We start from the raw sequence: 3,900 nt of genomic DNA, 5'->3' as shown, positions 1-3,900 counted from the left end.
GCGATAATACCAACCGCTTCACCGACTTCTACGTGAGTTCCTGTAGCCAAGTTACGACCATAACACTTCTTACATACACCATGGTTCGTACGGCAGCTCAAGACGGAACGAATCTGAAGTTTCTCGATACCCGCAGCAATAATCGCATCTGCCTTGTTCGATTCAATCAGCTCGTTGCGGCTCACAATGACTTCACCAGTCTGCGGATGGCGAACGGTTTCGAAGGCATAACGACCTTCAATACGGTCATACAAGTCTTCGATAACTTCCTTACCATCCTGGATCTTCGTGACGATAAAGCCTTTATCTGTACCGCAATCATCGTCGCGCACGATGACATCCTGTGCTACGTCGACGAGACGACGGGTCAAGTAACCAGAATCCGCTGTACGAAGTGCGGTATCGGCCAATCCTTTACGCGCACCGTGCGTGGAGATAAAGTACTCTAATACCGTCAAGCCTTCACGGAAGTTCGACTTGATCGGCAACTCAATAATCCGTCCGGACGGGTTGGCCATGAGGCCCCGCATACCGCCAAGCTGGGTGATCTGCGATTTGTTACCCCGTGCTTTGGATTCAACCATCATGTTGATGGAGTTGAATTTATCGAGGGATTTCATCAAAATTTCTGTGATTTCATCCTTCGCTTTACCCCAAATGCTAATAACGCGGTCATAACGCTCTTCGTCCGTAATCAATCCGCGACGGAACTGGTTCGTGACGGTTCTGACCTTATCTTCGGATTCCTTCAGAATCAGGTCTTTCTCCTTCGGTACGATTACGTCGGATACGGCAACTGTAATCCCCGCTTTGGTAGAGTATGTGAACCCGTTCTGCTTAATATTATCGAGAATGATCGAAGTCTTGGTCGTATGGTAGCGACGGAAGCATTCCCCGATCAGTGTTCCCAAGTATTCTTTACCTACAGCACCACGTGATGGCGCATTGYGGATAAACGATTGAATGTCTCCACCTTTTTCAAGCATGAAGTATTCATCCGAAATCCCTTGGAACAGATTAGCCTTGGTCGCTTCATTGATGAACGGAAAATCTGCTGGGAAAATATCATTGAAGATGATCTTACCAACCGTCGTTACAAGCAGCGAGTTCTGTTGTGCCGGTGTGAAACTCGTCTTACCCAGCGCACGAGCAGGTATCGCAACCTTGGCGTGCAGCGAAGCAATGCCCCGCTGGTAAGCGGAAACAGCCTCATGAACGGTACGAATCAGCATACCTGTGCCAACTGCCTCGATGTTCTCCATCGTCAAGTAGAAGCTCCCCAGAACCATATCCTGCGAAGGAGTAACGACCGGTTTGCCGTCTTTCGGGTTCAAGATGTTACCCGACGCTAGCATCAGAATGCGAGCTTCTGCTTGTGCTTCAGCGGACAATGGCACGTGCACGGCCATCTGGTCTCCATCGAAGTCAGCGTTATACGCTGTACAGACGAGTGGATGCAGCTTGATGGCGCGACCTTCCACGAGAATCGGCTCGAACGCTTGAATACCGAGACGGTGAAGCGTAGGGGCACGGTTCAGAAGAACCGGGTGCTCCTTAATGACTTCCTCAAGAACGTCCCACACTTCAGGGCTAACGCGTTCTACTTTACGCTTCGCGCTCTTAATGTTATGGGCCAATCCTTTATTAACAAGCTCTTTCATAACGAAAGGCTTGAACAATTCTAACGCCATTTCCTTCGGCAGTCCGCATTGGTACATCTTCAGGCTAGGCCCTACAACGATAACGGAACGACCCGAGTAGTCAACACGCTTCCCAAGCAGGTTTTGCCGGAAACGTCCTTGCTTCCCCTTCAGCATATGGCTGAGGGATTTCAGCGGACGGTTACCTGGACCTGTTACAGGACGGCCTCTACGTCCATTATCGATCAAGGCATCTACTGCTTCTTGCAGCATCCGCTTCTCGTTCTGTACGATGATGTCTGGTGCGCCCAGATCAAGCAGACGCTTCAAACGATTGTTCCGGTTGATCACACGACGATACAGGTCATTCAAGTCGGACGTAGCGAACCGTCCTCCATCCAACTGTACCATCGGACGTAATTCCGGCGGAATGACGGGAAGTACGTCAAGTACCATCCATTCTGGCTCGTTGCCAGAGTGACGGAACGCTTCCATCACTTCGAGACGCTTAATTGCACGGTTACGTCGTTGGCCTTGTGCCGTACGAAGCTCTTCCTTCAAGGTGTCGACTTCTTTATCGATATCGATATCCTGCAGGAGTTTCTTCACAGCTTCGGCTCCCATTCCAGCATGGAACGCATAGCCGTACTTCTCCCGGTAGCTGCGGTACTCTTTCTCAGACAACAGTTGCTTCTTCTCCAGCGGTGTATCTCCTGGATCTGTAACTACATAAGAAGCAAAGTAGATAATCTCCTCAAGCGATCTAGGAGACATGTCTAAGGCTAAGCCCATACGGCTCGGAATGCCCTTGAAATACCAAATGTGCGAGACAGGAGCAGCCAACTCAATATGACCCATCCGTTCGCGACGAACTTTGGCACGTGTAACTTCCACTCCGCATCGGTCACACACAACACCCTTGTAACGAACGCGCTTATATTTGCCGCAATGGCACTCCCAGTCTTTGGTAGGACCGAAAATTTTCTCGCAGAACAAACCTTCTTTTTCCGGTTTAAGCGTCCGGTAGTTGATCGTCTCCGGTTTCTTAACTTCCCCTCTGGACCAGGAACGAATCTTTTCAGGTGAAGCCAACCCAATCTTCATGTACTCGAAATTGTTAACGTCCAACAAGGAGCAACCCTCCTCTAGATTGTACTCTTGTACTGTGGTTTCGATCCGCGCCCACGCATAGCAAGCAGCAGATGACAACGTGGAATCTATCGTGCAATGAACAGGCCGGGCCGGGGTCGATTACTCGACGCCGACCTCAGAACCTTCTAGATTGAGATTCAACTTGTCGCCAGTGACGTCATCTTCGTCATCCAGTTCCTTCATTTCAATCTCTTGCTCGTCTTCTGCCAATATCTTAACGTCCATACCCAAGCTCTGGAGCTCCTTGATCAATACCTTGAACGACTCAGGCACACCAGGCTCCGGTACGTTCTCGCCCTTAACAATCGATTCGTAAGTCTTCACACGACCGACGACGTCATCGGACTTCACGGTAAGAATCTCTTGAAGCGTGTAGGCTGCCCCATAGGCTTCAAGTGCCCAAACTTCCATCTCTCCGAAACGCTGTCCACCGAACTGAGCTTTACCACCCAGAGGCTGTTGCGTAACCAAAGAATACGGTCCAGTTGAGCGGGCATGGATCTTATCGTCAACCATGTGCGCCAACTTAATCATATACATGACGCCAACGGTAACTTCACGCTCGAACGGTTCGCCTGAACGGCCATCGTATAGAATCGTCTTTCCGTTACGCTGCATCCCGGCTTCTTCCATCGTGTCGAACACGTCGTGCTCACGAGCGCCGTCGAATACAGGTGTGGCGGTATGAATCCCGAGCAGCTTGGCTGCCATCCCCAAGTGAACTTCGAGCACTTGACCGATGTTCATCCGAGATGGAACCCCGAGTGGGTTCAATACGACTTCTACCGGCGTGCCATCTGGCATGAACGGCATATCTTCTTCCGGCAAGATGCGGGCAATAACCCCTTTGTTACCGTGACGTCCGGCCATCTTATCGCCTTCGGAAATTTTACGCTTCTGTGCAATGTAAACCCGTACCAGCTGATTCACACCAGGAGGAAGCTCGTCGCCATTCTCGCGGGTGAACACTTTCACGTCTACTACGATTCCGTCGGTTCCGTGAGGAACGCGGAGCGAAGTATCCCGGACTTCACGGGCTTTCTCCCCGAAGATCGCATGCAGCAAGCGCTCTTCTGCAGTCAACTCCGTTACACCCTTCGGCGTAACC

General features: G+C 50.8%; 2 protein-coding genes. Both read right to left on the bottom strand.

The window, feature by feature from the left end:
• A partial coding sequence (gene rpoC, locus AC1DWB_RS31950; protein ID WP_477545132.1) for a DNA-directed RNA polymerase subunit beta' occupies window positions 1-2,744 on the bottom strand: 2,744 nt, incomplete at its 3' end.
• 147 nt (window positions 2,745-2,891) lie between these two features.
• On the bottom strand, window positions 2,892-3,900 hold a 1,009-nt coding region (locus tag AC1DWB_RS31945), incomplete at its 5' end, for a DNA-directed RNA polymerase subunit beta (RefSeq protein ID WP_477545131.1).

The organism is Paenibacillus sp. P4_E11 (genome assembly GCF_056401635.1).
Note: the sequence above shows the minus strand (reverse complement) of the source record. Positions and strands in the feature narration are given on the sequence as shown.